This is a genomic window from Synechococcus sp. PCC 7335 (assembly GCF_000155595.1).
Classification (GTDB): domain Bacteria; phylum Cyanobacteriota; class Cyanobacteriia; order Phormidesmidales; family Phormidesmidaceae; genus Phormidesmis.
The window spans coordinates 4697581-4720099 of record NZ_DS989904.1; the positions used below are offsets into that span (position 1 = coordinate 4697581).

At 48.4% G+C, this 22519-nt stretch carries 24 protein-coding genes and 1 pseudogene; 14 read left to right on the forward strand and 11 right to left on the reverse strand.

Translation table 11 applies throughout. The features are described 5' to 3' along the window. Positions 1-5: 5 nt before the first annotated feature. The 4 genes from S7335_RS19635 to psbN form a co-directional block, all read right to left on the reverse strand. Entirely contained in the window at positions 6-962 is a 957-nt protein-coding gene (locus tag S7335_RS19635) for a PhoH family protein (protein WP_038016558.1), read from the reverse strand. Between the two features lie 258 nt (positions 963-1220). After that, positions 1221-1616 (reverse strand): KH domain-containing protein, encoded by a 396-nt coding sequence (locus S7335_RS19640; protein WP_006455717.1) that lies wholly within the window; start codon positions 1614-1616, stop codon positions 1221-1223. Positions 1617-1709: 93 nt separating this feature from the next. Continuing rightward, positions 1710-1958, reverse strand: coding sequence for a 30S ribosomal protein S16 (gene rpsP / locus S7335_RS19645; protein WP_006454975.1), 249 nt, complete (start codon positions 1956-1958; stop codon positions 1710-1712). 383 nt (positions 1959-2341) lie between these two features. Continuing rightward, entirely contained in the window at positions 2342-2482 is a 141-nt protein-coding gene (gene psbN, locus S7335_RS19655; protein WP_006457718.1) for a photosystem II reaction center protein PsbN, read from the reverse strand. Between the two features lie 68 nt (positions 2483-2550). On the opposite strand from psbN, the gene psbH reads away from it, so the two are divergent. The 3 genes and pseudogenes from psbH to pth all read left to right on the forward strand — a co-directional run bounded on the left by psbH (position 2551) and on the right by pth (position 4124). Then, positions 2551-2754: a photosystem II reaction center phosphoprotein PsbH gene (gene psbH, locus S7335_RS19660; protein WP_038016562.1), complete on the forward strand. Its 204-nt coding sequence runs from the start codon at positions 2551-2553 to the stop codon at positions 2752-2754. A gap of 251 nt (positions 2755-3005) precedes the next feature. Further along, positions 3006-3224: pseudogene (locus S7335_RS28925) on the forward strand (TatA/E family twin arginine-targeting protein translocase); the annotation flags it as partial. 291 nt (positions 3225-3515) lie between these two features. Further along, a complete protein-coding gene (pth, locus tag S7335_RS19670) occupies positions 3516-4124 on the forward strand; it encodes an aminoacyl-tRNA hydrolase (RefSeq protein ID WP_227500075.1) in 609 nt (202 codons plus the stop codon). Between the two features lie 239 nt (positions 4125-4363). Here the strand turns inward: pth and S7335_RS19675 are convergent, their stop codons facing one another. Further along, complete coding sequence (locus S7335_RS19675; RefSeq protein ID WP_006457594.1) at positions 4364-4933, reverse strand: L,D-transpeptidase; 570 nt, start codon at positions 4931-4933, stop codon at positions 4364-4366. A gap of 182 nt (positions 4934-5115) precedes the next feature. Beyond that, a complete protein-coding gene (locus S7335_RS19680; protein WP_006455667.1) occupies positions 5116-6186 on the reverse strand; it encodes a mannose-1-phosphate guanylyltransferase in 1071 nt (356 codons plus the stop codon). Between the two features lie 448 nt (positions 6187-6634). Between S7335_RS19680 and S7335_RS19685 the strand changes: the two genes are divergently transcribed. The 3 genes from S7335_RS19685 to S7335_RS19695 all read left to right on the forward strand — a co-directional run bounded on the left by S7335_RS19685 (position 6635) and on the right by S7335_RS19695 (position 9104). Further along, on the forward strand, positions 6635-8308 hold the full coding sequence (locus S7335_RS19685; RefSeq protein WP_006455762.1) for an LCP family protein: 1674 nt from the start codon (positions 6635-6637) through the stop codon (positions 8306-8308). 243 nt (positions 8309-8551) lie between these two features. Then, positions 8552-8791, forward strand: a complete 240-nt coding sequence (locus S7335_RS19690) for a hypothetical protein (protein WP_006455308.1) — start codon at positions 8552-8554, stop codon at positions 8789-8791. Next, entirely contained in the window at positions 8772-9104 is a 333-nt protein-coding gene (locus tag S7335_RS19695; RefSeq protein ID WP_038016565.1) for a tetratricopeptide repeat protein, read from the forward strand. Before S7335_RS19690 ends, S7335_RS19695 begins: the two co-directional genes overlap by 20 nt. A gap of 25 nt (positions 9105-9129) precedes the next feature. Here S7335_RS19695 and S7335_RS19700 read toward each other — a convergent pair whose 3' ends face one another. Both S7335_RS19700 and ychF read right to left on the reverse strand, forming a co-directional pair. Further along, entirely contained in the window at positions 9130-10350 is a 1221-nt protein-coding gene (locus S7335_RS19700) for a 4-hydroxy-3-methylbut-2-enyl diphosphate reductase (RefSeq protein WP_006456003.1), read from the reverse strand. A 99-nt stretch (positions 10351-10449) separates the two neighbouring features. Continuing rightward, on the reverse strand, positions 10450-11541 hold the full coding sequence (ychF, locus tag S7335_RS19705) for a redox-regulated ATPase YchF (RefSeq protein ID WP_006456577.1): 1092 nt from the start codon (positions 11539-11541) through the stop codon (positions 10450-10452). Positions 11542-12037: 496 nt separating this feature from the next. Between ychF and S7335_RS19710 the strand changes: the two genes are divergently transcribed. Continuing rightward, positions 12038-12595: a thylakoid membrane photosystem I accumulation factor gene (locus S7335_RS19710; RefSeq protein WP_006456916.1), complete on the forward strand. Its 558-nt coding sequence runs from the start codon at positions 12038-12040 to the stop codon at positions 12593-12595. A gap of 41 nt (positions 12596-12636) precedes the next feature. Here S7335_RS19710 and S7335_RS19715 read toward each other — a convergent pair whose 3' ends face one another. Further along, complete coding sequence (locus tag S7335_RS19715; protein WP_038016567.1) at positions 12637-14064, reverse strand: ATP-binding protein; 1428 nt, start codon at positions 14062-14064, stop codon at positions 12637-12639. Positions 14065-14312: 248 nt separating this feature from the next. Between S7335_RS19715 and S7335_RS19720 the strand changes: the two genes are divergently transcribed. The 4 genes from S7335_RS19720 (at position 14313) to S7335_RS19735 (ending at position 17684) form a co-directional block, all read left to right on the forward strand. Beyond that, positions 14313-15221, forward strand: a complete 909-nt coding sequence (locus tag S7335_RS19720) for a pentapeptide repeat-containing protein (RefSeq protein WP_006454761.1) — start codon at positions 14313-14315, stop codon at positions 15219-15221. Between the two features lie 215 nt (positions 15222-15436). Next, positions 15437-16600, forward strand: a complete 1164-nt coding sequence (locus tag S7335_RS19725; RefSeq protein ID WP_198011469.1) for a GNAT family N-acetyltransferase — start codon at positions 15437-15439, stop codon at positions 16598-16600. A 154-nt stretch (positions 16601-16754) separates the two neighbouring features. Then, positions 16755-17174: a DUF4346 domain-containing protein gene (locus S7335_RS19730; RefSeq protein ID WP_006454682.1), complete on the forward strand. Its 420-nt coding sequence runs from the start codon at positions 16755-16757 to the stop codon at positions 17172-17174. A 75-nt stretch (positions 17175-17249) separates the two neighbouring features. Continuing rightward, positions 17250-17684, forward strand: a complete 435-nt coding sequence (locus S7335_RS19735; RefSeq protein ID WP_006454997.1) for a YraN family protein — start codon at positions 17250-17252, stop codon at positions 17682-17684. 64 nt (positions 17685-17748) lie between these two features. Here the strand turns inward: S7335_RS19735 and S7335_RS19740 are convergent, their stop codons facing one another. Continuing rightward, on the reverse strand, positions 17749-18138 hold the full coding sequence (locus S7335_RS19740) for a hypothetical protein (protein ID WP_006457362.1): 390 nt from the start codon (positions 18136-18138) through the stop codon (positions 17749-17751). 260 nt (positions 18139-18398) lie between these two features. Between S7335_RS19740 and queA the strand changes: the two genes are divergently transcribed. The 3 genes from queA to S7335_RS19755 are packed head-to-tail and all read left to right on the forward strand — an operon-like array spanning position 18399 to position 21054. After that, on the forward strand, positions 18399-19508 hold the full coding sequence (queA, locus tag S7335_RS19745; RefSeq protein WP_157620337.1) for a tRNA preQ1(34) S-adenosylmethionine ribosyltransferase-isomerase QueA: 1110 nt from the start codon (positions 18399-18401) through the stop codon (positions 19506-19508). Between the two features lie 47 nt (positions 19509-19555). Further along, positions 19556-20233, forward strand: a complete 678-nt coding sequence (locus tag S7335_RS19750; protein WP_006456923.1) for an SDR family oxidoreductase — start codon at positions 19556-19558, stop codon at positions 20231-20233. Between the two features lie 29 nt (positions 20234-20262). Further along, positions 20263-21054, forward strand: a complete 792-nt coding sequence (locus S7335_RS19755; RefSeq protein WP_006454027.1) for a DNA alkylation repair protein — start codon at positions 20263-20265, stop codon at positions 21052-21054. Positions 21055-21347: 293 nt separating this feature from the next. On the opposite strand, the gene psbA is transcribed toward S7335_RS19755, so the two are convergent. Further along, complete coding sequence (gene psbA, locus S7335_RS19760; RefSeq protein ID WP_006453575.1) at positions 21348-22430, reverse strand: photosystem II q(b) protein; 1083 nt, start codon at positions 22428-22430, stop codon at positions 21348-21350. Positions 22431-22519: the final 89 nt, after the last annotated feature.

The following is a 22519-nucleotide window of genomic DNA, read 5'->3' on the forward strand; positions in this document are numbered from 1 at the left end:
TAGTCTTATACTTTTGTCTCAAACTGCTCGTAAGCCGCCACAATTCGCTGAACCAAAGCATGACGAACGACGTCTGCTTTGGTCAACTCACAAAAATCAATCCCTTCGACGTTCTTCAAAATCTTAGTGGCCATTGACAGACCCGACTGCTGATACTGAGGAAGATCTGTTTGGGTCACATCGCCAGTAACTACCATCCGGGAATGAAATCCTAAACGAGTGAGCACCATTTTCATTTGAGCGGGTGTTGTATTTTGGGCCTCGTCTAGGATCACGAACGCGTTACTTAAAGTTCGTCCTCGCATATAGGCAAGCGGGGCCACCTCGATCACGCCTTTCTCCATTAGATGCGGAATACGCTCAGGGTCTAATAGCTCGTGTAAAGCATCGTACAGCGGACGCAGATAAGGGTTCACCTTCTCTTGCAGATCGCCTGGCAAAAATCCTAGTCGTTCTCCGGCTTCTACCGCAGGCCGAGTTAAGATTAGCCGTTCGTATTCTTCATTCATCAGCGCCTTGACAGCAACCATTGCCGCCAAGAAGGTTTTACCTGTACCCGCAGGCCCTGTACAGAAGGTGAGATCGCTAGTACGCAGCGCCTTGATGTATTGCTGCTGGCGGAAGGTTTTAGCGCGGATAACCTGGCCACGGCGAGTGGTGGCGACAACGTCTTTCTGAATTGATTGTAGCTCTTCGGCTCTATGGGTATCTAGCGCGTGAATAGCAGTCAGCACATCAGTCACCGCGATCGCCTGTCCCTGGCTCCAGGTAGGCTCCAAGGTCTCTACAATTCGTTTGACACGGTTTACCTGGTTTTCGGTGCCGGCGATAGTCAGCTCACTGCCTCGCAGCACCACGACGGCTCCTGTCTGTTGGGCAATCCGTTTGATATTTTCTTCTCGAGGCCCTGCTAGTGCGATCGCATTTTCAGGACTCATCAAGCCCAGCTTATAATTTCCCATTCAGCTAGTAGTAAAAACCAGAAGTAATCCCAACAGTAATAGTGCTAACGTCAATCGCCTACTATCATCCGACGCAGAGTAAAAAAAGGCCAAGCGATGCAAGCACCCTCAGCCTAACGCTTTCACTTTCATATATTCAGATAAATATATTTAGAGATTGAATCTAACAGAAATTAAAATCTTAGCCTCAGTTAGCTTCAAGTTGTAGTAGCTGTGGCCCTCAGGCAAGACCCTTCAATCGAGCCTTTGCTAGCTGAATCAAAGCTTGGGTTTCTTCTTCGGTGGCGCAGGATTAGTGCTTGCTCGCTGAGGCGGCTGTCTATCACGACTGCTACCACGACCACCACGGACACCGCGATCGCCACCACGGCCACCGCCACTGCGTTCGGACCTCTCAGGCTGAGGTTCACCAAAGACACTTAGGTTAACCGTCATCTCCTCAAGCTTGCCAGCGACCATAATAGTCTGGCGGATCGCCTTGATGTTGCGACCCCCTCGACCGAATACCCGACCCTTATCCTCATCTTCGTCGAAAGCAGCTCTTAGCCAGAGCTTCTTGCCACCAGACAAAGATTCAGTATGGAACTTGAGTTCTTCTGGCTTATCCAGAAAAGGCTCCATCAGATATCGCGCTAATGCTTCGTAGTCAGCCATGTTCTCTACCTATATCAAGTCGAAAATGAGTCTATCCAATTGGCTCGTTTCCAATTGACTCATACTACAAGTGAGGAAAGTAAGGAATCCTAGCTAGCTACTAAGCTGTTCGTAGACATTCGCCTTCTTTAACAGGTGCTCGACAGTTTTAGTCGGCTGAGCACCCTCTTTGAGCCACTTGACAATCGAAGGCACTTCCAACCGAGTCTCATCGGTCCTAGGATTATAAAAACCGAGCTCTTCTAGCGGACGACCATCACGGCGGTCTTGAGCGCGCATAGCGACTATGCGATAGCTAACTTCGCGTTTTTTCCCATAGCGCTTTAGTCGAATCTTGATCATTTGCAGGTTAATAACGGCCTAGCCGAACAATAGTAAGGGTGTGATGATTAGAGCACTCGATTTTAGCACTCGCTGCTATGTTCGAGCAAAGTTTTAGGAAGGCAAGTACCTTTCTAAGACAACTAGTTAACGTAACTAACGTAAATTGTGATGCTAATGACGGCGGCAACAAGGAGCGGTGCGCTAACTCTAGCGCACCTACTCTAGAATCTCCAAGTTCTTTAATCGCTCTGATAATCGCTCTGGAGTTGCCCTATCAACTTAATTTCCTACTCGCCTTGACTGCCTCACGCTTGGGTCCTCACGCTTGGGTCCTCACGCTTAGGATAGCGCCGTAGGACTTCGCACCAGTCATAGGGCCTTTTAGGGTCCTATGACTAAACCTAGTCTTCATGATCTTCAAACGGGTCGCTCAGCTGCTTCGCCGGCGGACCAAACGCTGTATATACGGCAAACGCAGTGAAGGCAAAGACAATCGTCGCTACCGACACAATAAGAACTGTTGCAGAATCTAAGTTTTCCATTTAGCTTTTTTCGTAATTTCCTCTATGATATTACAGAATATAAAGTAAAGTTTACCTCCGGTCTTCCCATGGCACAGCGCACGAAGTTGGGCAACCTCCTAAAGCCCTTGAACTCTGAATACGGTAAGGTCTCCCCAGGCTGGGGAACAACGCCGGTAATGGGCGTGTTTATGGTTCTGTTCCTCGTGTTCTTGCTGATCATTCTTCAGCTATACAATTCTTCTCTTATCATTAATAACGTCGATGTCGATTGGAGAAGCCTCGGTAACTAGCTCGCTGTCTACTTACGGGTATCTTACTGGTATTTCTGTCTACTGCTAGCTAGCTACAGTTCAACTAGTTAGTCATTCATCTAGGCACTCATTTGGGCATTTATCTGAGCAAGTATCTAGCTTTTGCTAATTCATAGTGCTGATGTTTAATGGGGGCGGGTGTGTAGTACACCGGCCCTTCATAATTTTAGGCAGTAGCTTTTTCAGATGACAAGAGCAGGCAATAGAACACTCATTGGAAGCATGAAAAAATGAACATCTTTGGAATTGGCCTGCCTGAGATGGGCCTAATTATGATTGTGGCCTTGCTAGTATTTGGGCCAAAGAAGCTACCAGAGATTGGCCGTAGCCTAGGTAAGGCAATGAAAGGATTTCAAGATGCCACAAAAGAATTCGAGACTGAGTTCAAGAAAGAAGCTGAGCGGATCGAGAAAACAGTAGAGCCGATGAAAGCAACTCTAGAGAAGCCTAGGGCTATCTCTGAGGGAAAAGGGAAAGACAACGCTGACAAGACGGCTAAAAATACAAGTAATCAGGGTTCTCAGGCGGCCTCAATGACCGAAGCAGAGATTGTTGAGACCTCCGAGACTGAGGCAACTGAGACCAAGGCAACTGAGACCAAGGCAACTGAAACCAAGCTAGACGAATCCAAAGTCGCTGAGACTGCCGATGAGTCGCAGCCAGCATAGCTAACAGCGCAAGAAAAGATGGTAGGGACACCCCCAAGTACTCAACGCAACGATAAACAAACTATCGACGCTTTGACAGTTGTGCGGCCTAGACTTATTGTCGGTCTTGGCAATCCAGGCACGAAATACGAACGTACGCGACATAACATCGGTTTTGAAATTATCGATGCGCTAGCAAACAGTTTTTCAAACGTTTCACTGACACCCAACAAACGCTTCCAGGGTGCGACAGGCGAGTTTTGGAGTGCAGGAGAGCGAGTTGTTCTGCTAAAGCCGACTACCTATATGAATAGGTCGGGGCAGGCGGTACGTGCTGTTTTGGATTGGTATAAGCTAGAGCCGACTGCTGTGCTGGTGATATATGACGATATGGATTTGCCAACCGGCAGGCTACGAATGCGGCTCTCAGGTGGCGCAGGCGGTCATAATGGGATGAAGTCAATCATCTCTCATTTAGGAACAAAGGAGTTTCCACGACTAAGAGTGGGGGTAGGCAGTGCGGATAAGAGTGGCGATCGCGATGGTGCTGTAGTCTCGCACGTACTGGGTCGATTTTCTCCGAGTGATAGAAAAATTGTCGATGCGGTGATTCCAATGGCAGTTGATGCTGTGGATTTAAGTCTAAGAAAAGGCGTAGAGCGCTCGATGAATCTATACAACGGCCGTGAAGTAGAGCTGTAGATACGGACGCTTTGCTGGCTTTGTATAGCAATGTGCGGATGCATACTCTGCGAGAAGGCAAAGCCTACGTGCATTGCGACTCACTTAGCCTGTTAAAACACAAGGGCTATAGCCAATGACTATGCCGTAAGCTAAGTGACCAAAGCTATAGAACAACCGTTTCAGCGATGAGTTGTGGCGTAAACTGAGTATCGATAAGTGGAATGCGAAGGCTATATCGCACACATGACTAGCCGTCGTTAAGGGATGACTGAAACAGTCGTCCCGATCGCTACTTGAGAAAACAGTTCGATGACATCGGCGTTGTGCATGCGTACGCAACCATTAGAAGCGGCATGACCAATTGATTCTACAGTAGGCGTGCCGTGAAAGCCGAATGAGCCTTCACTATTGCTGGTAAACCCAATCCACCGTAGACCTAAAGCGCTATTCGGACCAGGCGATCGCACTTCCCCAGTCCACGGACTTTGCCATACCGGATTTACGACTAGCTGCGTCACAGCAAACTCTCCAATGGGCGTAGGCGTCTCGGGTGTGCCCACTGCTACTGGATAGCTGTTGACAAGTTCATTACCGTCAAATAGGTAAACTCTGCGATCACTGATACTAAGAACAATCCGGTTATTTGCCAGCAGCGCCTTTACCACTTCAGGCCGAGTTATAGAATAGGTTCTGAGCGTATCTGAACCGTGACTGGTCTGATCAGCACGCCCAGGTAACGCAGCGCTACCCCAGAAAACGCTGGCACACAGCAAGACGGCTACCCTAGCGCACCAGTGACGATTCAAAACGTTTTTTAGCTGACTCATATCGATTGATCTAACGGCCGATCCGACGGCCATATTGAAAATATTCCCATAGACTAACAACGCCTATAAACGGATTGATCTTGGCTTGTGCCAGTGAGCAACTGGACTTCTAGTACCTGGACTTCTAGTACTAAGCTCGTAACGTTGTCTACAGATATTTACAAAGTATCTGCCTGCTAGGGCTACAGTAAATGTTGAAATCGGTCTTCTTTACCTAGCGCTTTGACAGCCTGCTTGATTTCTTGAGTCCGATCCTTTTTCACAATTAAGGTAGCATTGCCATCGCGTACCACCACGATATCTTCTAATCCAATGGTGACAACAACCTCATCCGGATTAGCGCTGTACAAGATGCTACCGACGGTATCAATAGAAACATGCTCGCACATCTCTACGTTATCAGCTTCGCCTTTTAGCAGTCTTTCAATCGCGTTCCAATCACCTAGATCATCCCAGCCAAAATCAGCAGGAACGACATAGGCGCGATCAGTTTTTTCCATTACCGCGTAGTCGATACTCAGCTTTTCGAGCGTGGCGTAGGCGTCTACTCCTTTCTCGATCAGTGCATTAGTCATCTCAGGCGCGTGGGTCTTGAGTTCGCTTAGCATGACTGCTGCCGGGAAAATGAACATACCACTGTTCCAGCTGTAGTTACCGCTCTCTAAGAACGAGTTGGCAGTGGCTTTGTCAGGCTTTTCAGCAAAGCGACTGACTTCGTATGCCAGTAGATCACTAACACTGCCTGAACTAAAGCTGCCCGATGGGCTGCCTTGCTCGATATAGCCATAGCCGGTAGAGGCGAAGGTAGGCGTAATGCCTAAGGTGGCGATCGCGCCTTTGCTCACTGCTAGATCGGTTGCGGCTCTTAGCGTGTCGCAATAGCGTTGCTCATCTGTGATGTAGTGATCAGCTGGGAAAAAGCCACAAACCGCATCATCGCCATATCGCCTAGCCACCTCAATCGTCGCCCACGCAACCGCAGGCGCAGTATCCCGGCCCTGCGGTTCAACCAAAATATTTTCAGTCGGCATCTCAGGCAACTGTTCTTTGACGCCCTCTGCTATATGAGCAGCGGTAATGACAAACATATCGTCCCAGCCAGACAATGGCAGCAGCCGATCAGCGGTGCACTGTAGCAGCGAGCGATCCCCTCCATCTAGGCAAAGAAACTGCTTTGGACGTTTCAGCCGACTGACTGGCCAGAAACGTTCACCTTTTCCGCCCGCCAAAATAATAGGAACAAAACGAGCCATAACTGCTACCACGCTATCTAAGATTTCGGACTATCCTACCCTCTGGCTTTCAGTGGATGGTAGTTAATAAGCTACAATTATCTTAATAATTAATAACAAATCGTAAATTTGTGGGCATTATCACATTTCTGTGTTTACTTATTGGCAGCTGTCTAGTCGCTTAGCGCTAATTAAGTTGCAAGCCCAAAAGAAGGGCTCTCTAGGAACAGCAACTATTAGGATGGCATTAGATTGGATGGCCCGCTCGTACTTCCCTTATGGAGATAGCGTTTCCCTAAACAATTTCCTTATCTACTCAAAAACTGTCTCATAGACATCGAGCCATCTTACGAGCATTTGGTACCCTCGTGTGTTAATTGAGACTAACCACCTATCAATTTCGGTAGCAACTTACTTAGTCGCGAGCTAACTCTTCTGCTAATACACCTAACCGCCGTCGCTATTGAGCATGACTACTCAGCCCCAAGAATCGAAACCCCAAGAATCGAAACCCCAAGAATCGAAATCCAATGGGGCAAAACAGGGTGCTGAAACGCAGTCATCTTCTGCCGATACTAGCCATACCCCTGGTGATAATCCTGGTGATACCAAACGTATTCAATTACCACCTACTCTAGACCACGAAAATTCTAAAGACACCCCCAAAGCAGAAGCCAGAGTAGAAGCCAAAGTAGAAGCCAGCAAGCAGGTATCGAAACAAACGGTTACCCCCACTACCGAAACCAAGTCTACAACCTCAAGTATTGGTCAAAATACTGGTCAAAAACCGAACCAGACTTCTCGCTTCAGCGTTCATCGTCTCCTAAGAAATACGCTGCTCGGCGCGGCTTTTGTATCTACTGCTCTAGTAACAGCTAGCTTAGGCATGATTGCGGTCATCACCTTTCCTTTGCCTCGTCAGGTCAATGGTGAAGCGATCGCCCCACCTCTTAGCGATCTATGGCGTTCTGGATTTCGCTATCAAGTTTCTCGTCCTATCAATATTCTCGTTATGGGTCTAGATGAGGCAAGAGACATCGAAGGAGCAGACCCAGAAGATCTGGTGGGGCGTACCGATACAATGCTGCTCGTACGCGTTGATCCAGAAGCGGACATCGTCAACGTCATGTCCATTCCTCGAGATACTCGAGTTGAGATTCCGGACTACGGGTTCAGTAAAATCAATGAAGCGAATGCTGAAGGCGGTGCGGAGCTGGCAGCTCGAACGGTTAGCCACAACTTCAGTAACGTAGAAATTGATCGATACATCAGAGTGAGTACCGCTGCTTTTAAAGAAATTGTCGATCTCGTCGGAGGCATTGAAATATTAGTGCCAAAGGCTATGCAGTACGAAGACAAAACGCAAGGACTTGTCATCGACTTAGACCCTGGCCTACAAACTTTAACCGGCGATCAGGCAGAGCAGTTTGCGCGATTTCGGCAAGATGCCTATGGAGATATTGGCCGAGTGCAAAGGCAGCAAGTTTTGCTCAAAGCATTACGGCGGCGATTGACTAACCCTACTGTATTGCCCAAACTACCGCAGATTATTCGAGTTTTACAAAAGCGTATAGATACCAACCTCACCGTAGAAGAACTGCTTGCACTAGCAGGCTTTGGTCTCGATTTAGAACCTCAAGATATGCAGATGGTAATGCTACCGGGCCGGTTTAGCGCTCCAGAAGAGTATCTCGCCAGCTACTGGCTATCTGATCCGTTGGTGAATAGCGAAATTATGCGCACGTATTTTGACGCGGACACCATCGAACTGGTCAACGATGTAGACACTAACTACTACGAGACGCCTTCTGACTGGGCGCTCAGCAACTTGAGTGTAGCGGTACAAAATGCGACTGATGAGCGATATGCTAGCTCTTCTATGGCCGAATATCTAAGAGAGCAAGGCTTCTTTAATGTTTACGTCGTTCCGAACTGGCCCAAGGTAGAGCGCAAGACTGCCGTCGTCGTTCAGCGCGGTGATGTTGGTAGCGCTAGGGAAATTAAGTCAATTTTGGATTTGGGTCGAGTTGTCTCTGAGTCTACAGGCGACATCGATTCTGATATAACAATTCGCGTCGGTGAAGATTGGCTTGAGCAAATCGATCCCGACTGGCAACGCCTTCCCTACGATGGACCTAGATAGTTGACAAAATATTTAGGAAACTAGCTCCCAAGAAGCTGATCTAAAAAGCGAAATGAGTTTGTTATCAATTGTCATAGCCTTAGTCCTAGCCTGTGGATGGGTAGTTCTGTTTGCAACACCTGTCAATATTGGATAGCCATTGGGCACGGATAGACTCTTTGGGTACGGATAGACCCGGAGTAGGGGTCAAGAATGGTTATCAGGCAAGCCGCTGCTAGATAGTCTTTGTCAATAGGTTTAGGCATGTATCGAACCTTTCAAAAGTCAGCTTGCACCTTGGCGATCGCCCTATCTATCAGCACGATTAGTAGTTGTTCAGCCACGCCAGAAACCGCTGAAGACTGGCAACAGCAGGGAATTATTCAGACCCAAAGGGGTAATCTCGACCAGGCACTTGAGAGTTTTGATCAAGCAGTACTGCTAGAAGCAGACAATGCCACCACGCTAGTTAACCGGGGGGCTAGTGCGCGACGAGCTAGGTAATCATAGAGGTGCGCTCACGGATTACACTCAGGTGATCGCGCTAGAACCAACCCTCACCGCCGCCTACTACAACCGCGCCAATTCTTATCACAACTTAGAGCAGTACGAAAAATCTATCGCCGACTACCCTCAAGCCATAGCCCTAAAAACAGACTTTGCCTATGCCTATGTCAACCGGGCCATCAATTACGAGATGCTGGGAAACATTGAACAAGCAACCAAAGATCTCAACCAAGCCTTAGATATCTTTAGAGCAAGCAAAGACACAGAAAACGTAGGGAGAATCACCGCCAAACTCAAAGAGATCGAATGATACTGTCAGCAGCTTTATAGTTGGCTCAGCCGACGCTAGCTGGCACTTTCGCCTTGATAGCAAATATTTTCTCAATGACTTCTTGCACCGCTTTATCAGGCGTGGATGCACCCGAAGTCACACCGACTGAAATCTTGCCTGCGGGTAGCCAGTCTAACTCTACTGATAGCTCGTCGCTATGGAGGGGTTTGTGCTCAATTCGATTACCTGGCCCGACTCTTTCGGCGCTGTCAATATGGAATGAGGGAAGGCTTCTCTCAACCGCGATCTCCTGCAAATGGGTCGTGTTCGATGAGTTGAACCCGCCAATGACAACCATCAAATCGATATCAGCTTCTACCAGACTGAACATGGCGTCCTGTCGTTCTTGGGTGGCATCGCAGATGGTATTAAAGCTGTGAAAGTGATGATTAAATTCCACCGGACCATACTTCTTCAGCATTGTGCGCTCAAAAAGCTTGCCAATTTGTTCGGTTTCACCCTTGAGCATGGTGGTTTGGTTAGCAATACCAACCGCATCTAGATCCCGATCAGGATCAAAGCCTTCAGAGTGAGCGTTGGTGAACTTGGTAAGGAAATCTTCTCTATCGCCGCCCTCTAGAATGTAATTAGCCACATATTCGGCTTCGGCGAGGTTCAAGACGACTAGATACGTTCCAGCAAATGAGGTAGTCGCTACGGTTTCTTCGTGCTTATATTTGCCATGGATGATAGAGGTGAATGCTTTTTTCTTATGCTTTTCAACCGTGTTCCAAACTTTAGAAACCCAGGGACACGTAGTATCGACAATGGTGCAGCCTTTATCATGCAGCAGTTTCATCTCTTGTACGCTAGCGCCAAAAGCAGGCAAAATTACGACATCGCCTCTACCGACACCCGAAAAATCTTTTGTCCCCGTTTTGACTTCAATGAAATGAACATCCATCGCCTTTAGCTGCTGATTCACTTCTGGATTGTGAATAATTTCGTTGGTGATCCATAAGCGCTGTTCGGGAAAGTGAGCTCTCGCTTCATAGGCCATAGCAACCGCTCTTTCTACGCCCCAACAAAAACCAAAAGACTCAGCCAGGTGAATAGTCACCTCACCGTCGACTAGCAAATTGCCATTCGCTCTAATTTTTTGGATAAGGTTGCTTTCGTACTCCGAGCGCATCTGCCCAGCGATCGCAGCTTTCTCTCCAAATCCCTGGTTGCGATAATAGTGCTCGGAATGGTTGAGTTCGCGCTTGAAGGCTTTGGTATCCATGAGTATATGGGCTTATCTATGGGTGACTTTATATAACCTATCGTACTGAGTTCAATCGCAATTCTGTTCACGATAAAATTAAGCGATCGCTAAACATCACTACACGTTGAACCGGAATAGCATCACGTCCCCTTCTTTGACGGTGTATTCCTTACCTTCACTACGGACCAATCCTTTCTCTTTTGCCGCTGTCATTGATCCAGACGTTACCAAGTCTTCATAACCTACCGTTTCGGCGCGAATGAAGCCGCGCTCAAAATCAGTATGAATCACTCCTGCTGCCTGGGGAGCTAACATCCCAGCCTTGATAGTCCAGGCCCTTGTCTCCTGCGGTCCGGTCGTAAAATAGGTTCGCAAGCCCAATAGATCATACGTTGCGCGAATCAACGACTGCAATCCACCTTCCTCTACCCCCAAAGCTTCCAAGAAGTCCGCTCGCTCATCTTCAGGAATCTCTAGCAGCTCTGCCTCAACTTGAGCAGAGACCACAACGACTTGAGCATCCTCGTCTTCCGCCTGAGAGCGCACCTGTTCAACCCACTCATTGCCCGTAGCCAAGTCATCTTCAGAGACATTCGCCGCATAGATGACAGGCTTACGGGTCAACAAACCCAATGGTTTGATTATCAGCGATTCGTCATCGTCAAGTTCTACCGTACGAGCAGCCTTACCTTCGTCTAGCACAGGCTGTAGCTTTTCTAAGATATCCAGCTCAGCTTGCGCTTCTTTATTGTTGCGAGCCTGCTTGCGAATCCGTTCCATCCGCTTCTCAATCTGGCTTAGATCCGAAAGCGCTAGCTCTAAATTGATGACTTCAATATCGCGCAGCGGTCCGATAGAGCCCGACACATGAATAATGTCATCACTCTCAAAGCAGCGCACTACGTGAATAATGGCATCTACTTCCCTGATATTCGCTAAAAACTGATTGCCCAGTCCCTCGCCCTGACTAGCTCCTTTCACCAGACCAGCAATATCAACAAACTCTACGCGCGCCGGAGTAACTTCTTTCGAGCTAGAAATATCGGCGAGTGTGCCAAGCCGCTCGTCGGGCACTGCAACGACTCCCACATTCGGTTCTATGGTGCAAAAAGGAAAGTTTGCAGCCTGAGCCTTCGCATTCGCGACAACCGCGTTGAATAAAGTAGATTTTCCGACGTTGGGGAGTCCAACAATTCCGGCTCTGAGCATGAGGATTAAAAGGGCATTCTAATATAGCTGCCTCCAGCATAAAGGGAAACAGGAGATCTTTCTTCTGCTATGCTTTGGCTAACTTGCTCAATCTTCCTAGCAAACCTTGTCAAAACTACATCTAGCATATCCCTAAGTGCTTAAAGCATAGGCTCGATAAAGCAATTGATGCGCTTACAACTTTCATTTGACTTTTATTTGATAAGTTCACTGGCAGTGCAGCTATCAGGACAGTGAGTTTTCGTTGCCAGGCACACTCTAGTTCGTGTATCTACACATCATCATCAAAGGCAGTGACAATTACTATTAGGTAGCTAGCTAGACAAGAAGAGACCGCTACATTGACAATAGGGAAACGTTGCAAGCAATCGTTGCCAGTTTTGAAGGAGCCTAGGACTACTAGAGCCTTATGGCTACTAGAGCATGACAGCGCAGACTAATTGCTGGCCGCGATTCATCCAAGTTTTGATAGTTGGAAATAGAGAAATAGATAGGTATGCTGGTTCATTTTTTTCGTAGATTTGGCATAGTGGCGCTGTGTGCGGCTACCCTTTTTAGCCTCTGGATGACGCCTGCCTGGGCCGGCATAGATGATGACAACTACGATGGCAACATCTATGCACTATACGCGGGCAACGGTTCGATTGTGCCGCCAAAGTTCAACCTGGCTCAGTCGTTCAAGCAGGACAAGCCTACCCTGCTATTTTTCTATGTAGACGACAGCAAAGACAGCAAAGTGTTTTCGTCGGTCGTCTCTCAGCTGCAAGCGCCCTACGGTAGAGCCGCCAACTTTGTACCTGTCGCTGCCGACTCTATCCCTCTCAAAGACAGCTACCAACCCAACGAGGCAGGCTACTACTTCAAAGGATCAGTGCCACAGACCGTTGTATTCGATGCCAAGAACAATGTCGTACTTAATGAAGTTGGTCAGACTAGCTATGAGCAAGTCGATGACAAGCTACGCGAAGTATTTGACCTACTTCCTCGCGAGGAATCTGTGGAACTAAGACGTCGTCCGGTGAATGAAGTCAATAGTGAACTGGTTGCAGAATAGAAGCAGCCATAGAAATTACCTCTGGCCTGCGGACTAATGTGCTAGACAGGTATCCGCACAGAGAAGACGGTTCTACCAGGCTCTGACTCTATCAGTAGACTGCCTTTATGACGGTTTTGAACGATTCGTCTGACTAGATCGAGACCTAGCCCTGATCCTTTACCCATCGGCTTCGTCGTAAAGAAAGGCTCTAGAATTCTGCTTCTGACCTCAGGCGGGATGCCAGGACCGTTGTCCTCTATCTCTACGATCAGATTCGCATCCTTCTGGCACGTGCGAATAATGATAGTCGGCGTGCGGTTGGCTAGTGCTGCGTCTGATGGTTTGTTTGATGCTTCATTCAGCGCATCGATAGCATTGTCAATTAGGTTCGTCCAAACCTGGTTAAGTTCGCTGCCGAAGGCAGTCACTTTAGGCAGATCACTGTGATATTGTCGTTTGAGCTGAATGCCATGCTTTAGCTTAAAGGCAAATAGGCGTAAGGTATCTTCGATGCCATCATGGATATCTACTTGCTGTTGAGCAGCTTGATCCATATACGAATAGGACTTCATCGACTGAACTAGGGTAGAGATACGTTCTGCGCCATCTAGACCGTTACGAATCATACCCATTACATCAAAGGAGAGCGCGAGCCAACGGATACCCATATCTCGCATTTCAGTCTTCTCGTTGCGCCAGCAGTCAATTAACCTATCTAGCGTTTCGGGTTCGATTTGGCCGGCGGCTAAGGGTTCGGCAAGCTCCCAGGCATTTTCAACCCCGTAGTCTTCTAGCCAGTCAGTAAGGGCATCCTCACGATCGCCTTGCGCTAGCGGATCGTTATCTGGATTAGCGATCGCCTCAAACCCCCGATCCCTTGCATCCGTCCACTGCCGAGTATGTTCCTCATCCGGTTGATGCTGTCCATATACCAAATTCATCCGCTGTAGCTCTAGCATGGCGGGCTTGATATCTTTCATTACCCTGACCAAAGCCGCCGCTGGATTGTTGAGCTCATGAGCTAGACCAGCGGACAACGTGCCAAGCGCAGCCATCTTCTCGCGCGTGCGAATAAAAGATTCTAGCCCGCGTAGCCTTTGACCGACGGTACGAAAAATATCTCTCTCGAATTCTCGGCAGCTATGAACCAGATCTAAAAAGTCTGGGCAGTTTAGCCGATAGAGTTCTGTTTTAGTATCAGCAGTTAATGTTACTGGCACGATATCTTCGGTCAAGACCTGAATTTCACCGAAGAAGGAAGGACTATCGTGGCGACCGACCGGCATATCAGCGCCGTTGGTGTGCTGGGTAACGGTGATTTGACCGCTGACTTGGATGAAGAAACCCAAAGAGGTTTCACCCTGACGGACAAGCACTTCGCCCGGCGATAGAGGGATAGGTTCAGCGCGATCGCATATCCACTCCAACCGGTCAGGAGGCAGCTTGTCAAAAGGCTTCATCTGTCCCAAATATTCCGAACAAAGCATAGTGCCGTTTCCCCTTCAGGTCTCATCAAATACACACGCTAACAACGATAGCCCACTCCGTATGTAGCCTGTTGTGTTGTATACGTCCGGGAGTCAACTAGGTACGAGACACGACAGGTGTAGTCATTGGAAAACGCTTTGCAACCCCTACTTTTTTATTGACTAGGGTGTTTAAGGGTGCATAAAGAATCGAGCGTTCCTGAATTGAGGAAAGCAATAATAAGAGCAGCAGTGAGGAAATCTCAAGAATGCGGAAGCAACTCAAGCGGTGGCAGTCGCAGATGCATCGCAACATATGGTGGCGGGTTGGCGCGATCGCAGCTCCAATCTCTCTCTTAATGATGTGGGGGCTCTGGGCATCCCCTGCTGGCAGGCTACAGCTAAAGGCCGCTCGCCTAGTTCATAGCGAAGGAACCCTGACTCGCCCACGCCGCGAGAGCTTAGTCAGCGATCTAGGGATACTTGCAGCGGTTACTGGTGGCGTCTTTTTGCTACTCAATCTCCGCACGACTAAAAAAGGTACGAAGACTACAGATCTCAGCGGTACCGACTTCCGTAATGCCGATCTTAGCGGCGCTGACTTCTATGATACTGATCTCAGTGATGTCAACTTCAGCAACGCGAACCTCAGTGGGACTAATCTCAGATGCGCCGACCTCAGTGGCGCCGACCTCAACTGTGCTGACCTCAGCAGCGCTGATCTTAGTGAGGCCAACCTCAAATACACCAACCTTAGCGGCGCGAACCTTATTGGGGCTAATCTCAAAAGGGCTGAGCTTAGATATGCTGACCTCAGCGGCGCTAATCTCAAATATACCAATCTCAGTGGGGCTAATCTCAGATGTGCCAACCTCAGCAGGACTGACCTCAACTGTGCCCTGATTAGGGATGCCAATCTCAGCGATGCTAACCTCAGTGGGGCCTTATTGTTCTTCATTAATTCACGAGAAGCGCTAAATCTTGAGCCGCTTCAGCTCAAAGCAAAACCTTCGCCTTTCTTGTGCAATGTCGCACTGCCTGCCTATGCTCAACAGCCCAATGTGAATCCTAATCGCGACTGCGATCGCCTTCCCCAACTTTTGAGCGATCGCTATGGTATCCCCCTCGAAGAGGCTGAGGAGATAGTCGATGAAGCTAGGCAACACCAGTGGGAATAGCCAATTATCGACGCCTTCGACACTCAGCAGAGGCGGAATGCCTCATCAGCGCTGTAGCTACCCAGTTGCCGATAAAACCACCTTCGCATCAACTTTGCTCCAGATATTACTGATTCTGCTCCCCCGCTTCTTAGAACTTCTACTAACCTATAGAAAAGTCTCACAACCTAAGATCAATCGTGTCAACCACTCAAGTGCAGTACACTGCCCGCTGGATGAGTCGTTTATCAGATATTTCAGCCGCGCAGTGGGATGCGATGGCGATGCCGTTGCCAACCCCGGCCTTTGAGTGGGACTGGCTGAGCAATATGGAAACCTCCGGCAGTACTGGGCCGAATACTGGCTGGCTGCCGAACCACCTGACGCTGTGGAAAGACGACGTGCTGGTTGCGGCGGCTCCGCTCTATTTAAAAGGGCACAGCTATGGTGAATTTGTATTTGACCATCAGTGGGCTGAAGTAGCATCGCAGCTTGGCGTGGAGTATTATCCAAAGCTGTTAGGAATGTCGCCGTTTACCCCAGCAGAAGGCTATCGGTTTTTGATTGCGCCGACTGAAGATGAGTCGGTGCTGACTCAGGCGATGGTGCAGATAATTGATGAGTTTTGCTTGCAGCACAAAATATCTGGCTGTAATTTTCTCTACGTCGATCCAGAGTGGCAGGCACAGATAGAGGCGCTAGGCTTTCACAAGTGGCTGCATCACAGCTATGTCTGGCAAAACCGAGGCTTCGGCGATTTTAATGACTATCTAGCTCAGTTCAATGCCAATCAAAGGCGGAATATCAAGCGGGAGCGCAAGTCAGTTGCCAAAGCAGGCATACATTTTAAGGTGCATACGGGTGAGTCGCTGACGCCGGAGCTTTGCCTAAAGGTGTATGACTTTTACAGCGATACCTGCGATAAGTTCGGTTGGTGGGGCAGTAAGTACTTAACTCGTGACTTCTTCCGTCAGCTTTTTCCAGCGTGGAAAGATCGCGTTGTCATCTTTGCGGCCTACACGGAAGAGAACCCCGACGATCCAGTTGGTATGTCGTTTTGTTTGACCAAAGGCGATCGCCTCTACGGCCGCTATTGGGGCTCATTTGAGGAATACAACAATCTGCACTTTAGCGCCTGCTATTATGAGCCGATCGAGTGGGCGATCGCCAACAACATCCAAACCTTCGATCCAGGTGCCGGCGGCAGACACAAAAAGCGCAGAGGCTTTCCTGCTACCCCAAACTACAGCTTGCATCGCTTCTATTCACCCAAGCTCGGACAAATCTTAGAAAACTACATCGGTCGCATTAATCAGGCCGAACAATTTCAAATAGACGAGATCAACGCCAATCTACCCATCAAACACCGCATCGAAGATGTTCCCCTGATAGAACAGTAGACTTAGAAAAGCAGGTTCCTTCAAAGACTTAGAATCCTTTACATGAGCGCCTTTATTCGCATCCTATCAACAAGGTTTGCAAACTGAACGCGCTTACCTCGAACCCATCGCGATAAAATGATGAGCCTGCAGTTTATGCGATTTAGACCTTCTAATGACAACCGCAACCCCCACCAAGTCAGAAGCGACAAGGCCGATAAAACAAGCTTTAGCGGCGCTAGACGACAAGCTCTCTAAACGTTACATAGACCTCGATCCAGCGGGCTACTTCTTAATCTATCTAGACAGAGCAGCCGCTCTAATCTGTGCCAAACATTTTACTAACACCATCAACGAGAAAGGTCTCGCCTGCGATCCAGAAACAGGTAAGCCTTTGTCAGTGCGAGGTAATACTAGTCGTCAAGAAACGACAATCTTCACAGGCCGCACGGCTAAAGAGCTGTGCATGAAAATTTTTGAAGATAAAGACAATCCCTGCCCGCTCACCTATCTAGACCATGCTGCTTATTTAGGTCGCGAGTTTGTCAGAGCAGAGATCGCCTTGATCAACGGCACAGACTACGTTCAAGATTGAGATCTGACTTTCAGACCTGATGGCTGCAACAGGGCATGCTCTATCTATGCTCACTCAGACTCTGGTTTCGCTGCCGTGCTCAATCCTCAGGACTTAGGTAACTATGGCGAGCAGCTAGTTTGCCAATGGCTCACTCAAAAGAACTGCCAGATATTACAGCGCCAGTGGCACAGTCGGTTTGGCGAGATCGACCTGATTGCTAAAGGAATCAGCGGACAAGGAAGTCTAAAGGCTGAAACGCTAGCTTTTATCGAAGTAAAAACCCGTAGCAAAGGGAACTGGGACGCGGATGGGCTACTAGCGCTGACCCGCTCTAAACAGCAAAAGATAAGGATGACGGCTCGCTATTTCTTAGTAAGGCATCCGCATCTATCGGAGCTTCCCTGTCGGTTTGATCTAGCACTCGTTAGCTGTCATATAATGCCTCCACGAAATCGACTTAGCTTGCAGATACCAAGTACCCAGCAATACCTAGGTCTACAGGCATACATACAAAACGCATTCTGCTAAGAGTCATCTGAGGCTAAGTGCATCTGAGACTAAATGCTAAAGTCAAGTTTGTCGGGCGCTAAAGCTACGCCAGCGTTTCAGGGCAGTAGCCAAGACCTGTGACAAACTGCTCTCGAAATTCTTCTATTTCTACGCGATCAGGTTTGCCATGTGAAACGACTGCAACCTGATAGCGGCGCATCACATCTACCGCAGACTGGCCCATCTCTAAACCCCACAGTGCCATACGCACTCGAAATCCAGGCTCGTAGGGCGTACCAATCTCGTTGAGAAAAGCCAGGAAGTTTTGCTGCGATCGCTCTGTAGCACTATCGTGCAGTTTGACTTTGACAATCCACCCATTAATTTGGTGGATAACCGTGATGAACTCTACAGGCAGCTGCGTAGCGCACAGCAACCGCTCAACCACCCGTAGCGATAGACTTACATTCGATAAGTAGTAGATGTATTCCATCAGTCGATGAAGAGAGAGCTACAGTCTTAAAATATCTACAGTCTTGAAGTATCTAGGGTCTCAAAGTGTTGTGATAGATAAGGTTGCGATCAATGCCAACAATTAAATCTTACGCTCACAGCTGTATTGACACCTTACTCCACTCAGAACGCTTTTTCATTATGCCTCAAGGCTTTACTAGAAACTTTACTTTCGTAGTCGAGTTATAGACCAAATCAAAATAGTCCATAGATATTTCTCTAGGTATGGATGCCTATTTCATGACAGACACTTCGGCAAGAGATTACCAATCCTCGAACCCAGATCATCAGCTCAGTGCCTATAGCTACCTCCTGCCAGAAGGTCGAATTGCGCAAAATCCAGTCACGCCACGCGATCACTCCAAATTACTGGTCATAGACGGACCCCAAAGCCATCGTCATAGCCATTTTTACAACTTAGGCGATTGGCTGATGCCTGGTGACTTACTAATCTTCAATGACACAAAAGTGATTCCTGCTAGACTGTACGGTCAGAAAGTCAGCGGCGCATCAGTTGAAGTACTGTTAATCGAACCCACAGTAGACGATAGGTGGCTAGCGCTGGTCCGTCCGGGTAGAAGAATTCCACCGGGAACTGAGATTGTGTTTGGAGATAGTGCTCAGCCTTTGATGTCGGCGCTCGTAGAATCGCGCGATGAATCCACCGGTGGTCGAATCATCAGGCTGCTGCCAAAAGTAGATAAGACGATTGATGCGCTTATCCATCAACTCGGCCAGATGCCGCTGCCCCCTTACATCACTGAGTCGACATCGTTGCCAGAACAGTATCAAACGGTGTTTGCCCAGAAGCAAGGTGCGATCGCAGCCCCTACCGCCGGACTTCACTTCACACAATCTCTGCTCGATAAACTGAATGCAAAAGGTATTCAGACTGCTGAAATCACCTTGCACGTGGGTATTGGAACCTTCCGTCCGGTCGAGGTGAGTGATATCGAAACGCATGAGATGCACAAAGAGCGTATTGAAGTCTCTGCCGAAACAGTCAAGAGAATTAAAAAAACGAAAGCCAATGGCGGCAGAGTCATTACCGTCGGCACCACTTCAACTAGAGCCTTAGAAGGGGTAGCGGCAATCTGCGGTGAACTGCAACCCTACCGTGGCAAAACCGATCTTTTCATCTACCCAGGCTATCAGTGGCAGGTGATAGACGGGATGATTACCAACTTCCATCTCCCAGGCTCTAGCCTGTTAATGATGATCAGTGCATTAGTTGGTCGCAAACGACTGATGACGGTCTATCAAGCAGCGATTGAGCAGGACTATCGCTTCTATTCGTTTGGCGATGCCATGCTGATCTTGCCGGAAGCGACTGTAGATTTTTCGTTCTAGTAAGAACAATTGCCAGGCATACAAGCAAGACATATCAAGCAAGACATATGAGTAAGACCCTTTTGGTAGTAGGGGCAAGTCGAGGAATTGGAGGGGCGATCGCCCGCCACTTCCACCACCACGGACACTGCGTCTACTCGGTTTCGCGCACGGCTGCTCAAGCAGGAAAATGGATATCAGCGGATATTTCGACAGCTGCTGGGATACAGAAAGTTATCGCAGCCATCGGCGATTCTCCACTTGACGCCCTGCTTTATATGGGCGGTGTTTGGGAGAAGGACGCCTTTACCGATGCCTTTAACTTTCAAAACAGCTCGGATGAAGAAACCCGCTTTGTACTCGCTGTCAATTTGGTGGCGCCGATTGAGCTAACTAAAGGGTTAGCAAAGAACCTTGCTATGGCTGAAAATCCAAGAGCCCTCTACATCGGATCTCTTTCTGGGTTAGAACACTCTGCCTCAAAAGAAGTTGCCAATACTGCTTCTAAATTTGGGTTAAGAGGTGCGGTTCAATCCCTCCGATTAGCCCTATCTTATGAGGGAATTGGCTTCACCCTCATCAATCCAGGTAACATCGCGACTGAAGAGGTAATCAGTGACATTGAAACAGGTCGATTTTCGCAGCAAACACCTATTCCAATGACAGACATTATTGAAACGGTAGAATGGGTTTTGGCAAGATCCGCTGCTGTTGATGTAGGCGAAATCAATCTTTTTCAGAGATAGGTTTTCTAAAGCTAGTGAGGACTAAACCAATGACTCACGCTGTAAACTTTGAACAGCGCAAGCAGGCATTGGCGGAGGATTTGACAGTACAGCTATCTTCCGCGGCTGATGAGAAAACGAAACAGTGGTTTGACAACTACCTAAAAGGAGCGATTGAGTATCGGGGCGTGAAAACGCCGATAGCAACGCAGTTAGTGATTAGCTGGCAACGAGAAAATGACCTCAGCCAGTATTCGACTGAAGAGCAGCTAGCGCTATGCAAGGCGCTAGTTCAAAGTCGATTTGCTGAGGATAAGTTTGCAGGGATCATCTATCTTCAGAAGTTTCTACGTAAGACGCTTTCATGGCCACAGCTGGTTTCCTTTAGTGCTGACTTGTTTGAATTAGGATACTTTTTCGACTGGTCTACGACGGACTGGTTTTGCGTGCGGGTGCTAGATCCAACCATTATTCAGCATGGATTAGCTGCTGCAGAGGCGATCGCCGAGTGGCGCAGCGCTCAAAACCTATGGCAAAAAAGAGCTTCCATCGTCTCTTTTCGCCGTGCGACGCAGGACACACAGTATCACAGCCTGATTGAGCAAGTCATAAAAGAGTTAGTCGTAGACGATCAGCGCTTTATCCAAACGGGTATTGGCTGGGTGCTAGCTGATATGTCTAAACCATACCCTCAGGAAGCAGAAACATTGTTTCGCAAGTATCTTTCTCAACTCTCGCGTGAAGTCATTGATCGGCACACCAAGCACTTGGATGCACACCAAGAATTAAAGCGACTTAAGCGATCGCCCCAACTAACACCTTCGACAAGTCTTTCAAATTAGCAGTTACACAATATAAGGTAAAGGTCTAAGTCCTCATCCTTAGCTTTGTGACGATAAAGTGCAGATTGTCGCAGTAGATAATCTAGCGAGCCTTTCAACTAATAGCTGACCACTAAGATACCGCTTCTACAATGGCCAGTTTCCCAAGATGCAGCCAACAAAAAAAGCGCCTCCCGAAGGAAGCGCTTTTTTGGGTGTGAACCCTAATCAGAATGCTAGGCATCTGACAAAAGGATTCACGCTAATCAACTAATCAAATCGTAATCGTCCAGTCAACGCTAGACAAAAAAGATCTATGCGTTGATAGAAGGAGCTGTGAGAGCAACAGGAGCTGCTTCACCAGCTGCTAGGTCGAGCGGGAAGTTGTGAGCATTGCGCTCGTGCATTACTTCCATACCCAAGTTAGCTCGGTTCAATACATCCGCCCAGCTACCAATCACACGACCCTGTGAGTCAATGATCGACTGGTTGAAGTTGAACCCGTTCAGGTTGAACGCCATAGTAGAAATACCTAGCGCTGTGAACCAGATACCAACGACTGGCCATGCACCCAATAGGAAGTGGAGGCTACGGCTGTTGTTGAAACTTGCGTATTGGAAGATAAGACGACCGAAGTAGCCGTGCGCTGCAACGATGTTGTACGTCTCTTCTTCCTGTCCGAACTTGTAGCCGTAGTTCTGTGACTCAGTTTCTGTAGTCTCACGTACCAAGGAAGAAGTTACCAAGGAACCATGCATAGCTGAGAACAAAGAACCACCGAATACACCCGCTACACCCAACATGTGGAAGGGATGCATCAAGATGTTGTGCTCTGCCTGGAACACCAACATGAAGTTGAAGGTACCAGAGATACCCAACGGCATGCCGTCAGAGAACGAACCCTGACCCAAGGGGTAGATTAAGAATACTGCAGTTGCCGCTGCGACGGGCGCAGAATAAGCAACACAGATCCACGGACGCATACCCAACCGGTAGGATAGCTCCCACTCACGACCCATGTAGCAGAAGACGCCGATGAGGAAGTGGAAGATAACCAACTGGTAAGGACCGCCGTTGTAGAGCCACTCGTCTAGAGAAGCTGCTTCCCAGATAGGGTAGAAGTGCAGACCGATCGCGTTAGATGAAGGCACAACCGCACCAGAGATGATGTTGTTGCCGTACATCAGTGAACCAGCCACCGGCTCACGGATACCGTCGATGTCGACGGGGGGTGCTGCGATGAACGCAATTACGAAACAGGCAGTGGCAGCAAGCAAAGTCGGGATCATCAACACGCCGAACCAACCTACATAGAGGCGGTTCTCGGTGCTGGTAACCCACTGACAGAACTGCTCCCACAAGCTAGCGCTTTGGCGCTGTTGTAGAGTAGTAGTCATTATTATTCCGAGTAGTTAGGTACGTATGGGCTGAGCGCTTCAAAAAGAAAGCGGTGTTCTCAACCGATATAACTATCATAACCGATGTA

What these genes read in the sequence shown, in the direction of transcription:
- S7335_RS19635 (WP_038016558.1), bottom strand. Translation starts at nt 962, where the DNA reads ATGGGAAATTATAAGCTGGGCTTGATGAGTCCTGAAAATGCGATCGCA.
- S7335_RS19640 (WP_006455717.1), bottom strand. Translation starts at nt 1,616, where the DNA reads ATGGCTGACTACGAAGCATTAGCGCGATATCTGATGGAGCCTTTTCTG.
- rpsP (WP_006454975.1), bottom strand. Translation starts at nt 1,958, where the DNA reads ATGATCAAGATTCGACTAAAGCGCTATGGGAAAAAACGCGAAGTTAGC.
- psbN (WP_006457718.1), bottom strand. Translation starts at nt 2,482, where the DNA reads ATGGAAAACTTAGATTCTGCAACAGTTCTTATTGTGTCGGTAGCGACG.
- psbH (WP_038016562.1), top strand. Translation starts at nt 2,551, where the DNA reads ATGGCACAGCGCACGAAGTTGGGCAACCTCCTAAAGCCCTTGAACTCT.
- S7335_RS19675 (WP_006457594.1), bottom strand. Translation starts at nt 4,933, where the DNA reads ATGAGTCAGCTAAAAAACGTTTTGAATCGTCACTGGTGCGCTAGGGTA.
- S7335_RS19680 (WP_006455667.1), bottom strand. Translation starts at nt 6,186, where the DNA reads ATGGCTCGTTTTGTTCCTATTATTTTGGCGGGCGGAAAAGGTGAACGT.
- S7335_RS19685 (WP_006455762.1), top strand. Translation starts at nt 6,635, where the DNA reads ATGACTACTCAGCCCCAAGAATCGAAACCCCAAGAATCGAAACCCCAA.
- S7335_RS19690 (WP_006455308.1), top strand. Translation starts at nt 8,552, where the DNA reads ATGTATCGAACCTTTCAAAAGTCAGCTTGCACCTTGGCGATCGCCCTA.
- S7335_RS19700 (WP_006456003.1), bottom strand. Translation starts at nt 10,350, where the DNA reads ATGGATACCAAAGCCTTCAAGCGCGAACTCAACCATTCCGAGCACTAT.
- ychF (WP_006456577.1), bottom strand. Translation starts at nt 11,541, where the DNA reads ATGCTCAGAGCCGGAATTGTTGGACTCCCCAACGTCGGAAAATCTACT.
- S7335_RS19710 (WP_006456916.1), top strand. Translation starts at nt 12,038, where the DNA reads ATGCTGGTTCATTTTTTTCGTAGATTTGGCATAGTGGCGCTGTGTGCG.
- S7335_RS19715 (WP_038016567.1), bottom strand. Translation starts at nt 14,064, where the DNA reads ATGCTTTGTTCGGAATATTTGGGACAGATGAAGCCTTTTGACAAGCTG.
- S7335_RS19720 (WP_006454761.1), top strand. Translation starts at nt 14,313, where the DNA reads ATGCGGAAGCAACTCAAGCGGTGGCAGTCGCAGATGCATCGCAACATA.
- S7335_RS19725 (WP_198011469.1), top strand. Translation starts at nt 15,437, where the DNA reads ATGAGTCGTTTATCAGATATTTCAGCCGCGCAGTGGGATGCGATGGCG.
- S7335_RS19730 (WP_006454682.1), top strand. Translation starts at nt 16,755, where the DNA reads ATGACAACCGCAACCCCCACCAAGTCAGAAGCGACAAGGCCGATAAAA.
- S7335_RS19740 (WP_006457362.1), bottom strand. Translation starts at nt 18,138, where the DNA reads ATGGAATACATCTACTACTTATCGAATGTAAGTCTATCGCTACGGGTG.
- queA (WP_157620337.1), top strand. Translation starts at nt 18,399, where the DNA reads ATGACAGACACTTCGGCAAGAGATTACCAATCCTCGAACCCAGATCAT.
- S7335_RS19750 (WP_006456923.1), top strand. Translation starts at nt 19,556, where the DNA reads ATGAGTAAGACCCTTTTGGTAGTAGGGGCAAGTCGAGGAATTGGAGGG.
- S7335_RS19755 (WP_006454027.1), top strand. Translation starts at nt 20,263, where the DNA reads ATGACTCACGCTGTAAACTTTGAACAGCGCAAGCAGGCATTGGCGGAG.
- psbA (WP_006453575.1), bottom strand. Translation starts at nt 22,430, where the DNA reads ATGACTACTACTCTACAACAGCGCCAAAGCGCTAGCTTGTGGGAGCAG.